This is a genomic window from Bradyrhizobium yuanmingense (genome assembly GCF_029167105.1).
In the GTDB taxonomy this organism is placed as follows: Bacteria; Pseudomonadota; Alphaproteobacteria; order Rhizobiales; family Xanthobacteraceae; genus Bradyrhizobium; species Bradyrhizobium yuanmingense_A.
The window spans coordinates 1-1,250 of record NZ_JARFML010000114.1 but is presented as its reverse complement, the minus strand read 5'-3'; the positions used below and the strand labels follow the sequence as shown (position 1 = coordinate 1,250).

The 1,250-nt window shown below is 59.7% G+C and carries 1 protein-coding gene; it reads right to left on the bottom strand.

All coding sequences use genetic code 11. The features are described from left to right. Positions 1 to 1,234: IS701 family transposase (locus P0R31_RS40670; RefSeq protein ID WP_275521228.1), on the bottom strand; the 1,234-nt coding region annotated here is incomplete at its 3' end. Positions 1,235 to 1,250 lie beyond the last annotated feature (16 nt).

Below are 1,250 nucleotides of genomic sequence, written 5' to 3'. Positions count from 1 at the left end.
GGGCATGGTTGGCTGAGGCGGTGGCCCGTTGATTCTTTTTTTTCCGCCCCGCGTGGGCGAGGCGACGATGTTGCAGGAAGGCGTAGGCGATCATTGTCATCAGGGCGTGGCGATGAAGACCCTGCCATGATCGCCCCTCGAAGTGATCAAGTCCAAGCTCCTCCTTCAACTGCTGATGCGCCTGCTCACAAATCCATCTTGCCTTGATGGTGGCGGCTAGTGTGCGCAGATCTGTCGCCGCAGGGAGATTGGCAAGATAGTATTTCTTCTCCCCTGAGGCACGTTGCTCGCCAATGAGCCAAGCTTCGTCGCCCGGGAGATGCTGCTGTCCCTTGTCCCAAATCCGCTGCGGAGGGCCATCGGCGGTGCGGACCCGGAGAGCAGCAAATCGGGCTTTTAGCCGACCTTTCGTCCCGCTGCGCCAACTCACGGTTTTCCATTTGGCGCTGGCCAGCATTTGTTCTGCCGCAATCGATAAGATATCGGGCACGTGGTGCTTTCGTGGTTTCCCGCGGACTTTAGTAATCGGCCAAATGAGCTTCACATCGACCGGATACACTTTCAGGTGCCGAGGGATACCGACAGCCCAGGCCAGCCCGCGCTCCGTTAGCCCTTGTCGAAACGGTGCGCTGAGGCCGTATCCTGCATCCGCCAGCACACATCCAAAGCGCACCTTGGCTGCCATCGCGCGGTCAATCTCGGCCAAAGCAATCTCCGGCTTGGACCGTGGCGATCGGTGTTCGACTGGTACGCGAGCGCGCTTCAAACGAGACATGTCGCTCGTCCAACTGTCGGGCAGAAAGAGACGTAACGCGACCATCACAGGCACTTCGCCGCGCGCAAGCGTTAAAGACACCAGCGTTTGGCAATTTGCTGTTTTACCGAGAGCCGACGCGTATTGAGCCGCAACACCGACCGAGCGCTCCCCCTTCTTCGGCAGTGAGGTGTCATCAATAACCAACACCGCATCGCGGCCGCCGACAAGTCGGTCCGCCTGGTTGAGCAGCTCTGTCTCCAGCGGCGTCGCGTCCCAGACACCGTCCGCAATGAAATGGTGCAACTGGTCGTAGTTGCTCGTGGCAAGGCGTTCCGCCATCGGCTGAACGCTCTTGCGATCGCCAGGACCGATCAGTCCCGCAACATACAGAGGACACATCCGCTGTCGGGTCTTATGACCCAGCCGGTCCAAGAACGGCATCAGCCAGCGTTCGAGTTCGTCTTCCCATCCCGGCATGGTCAGCCCTCCAAGA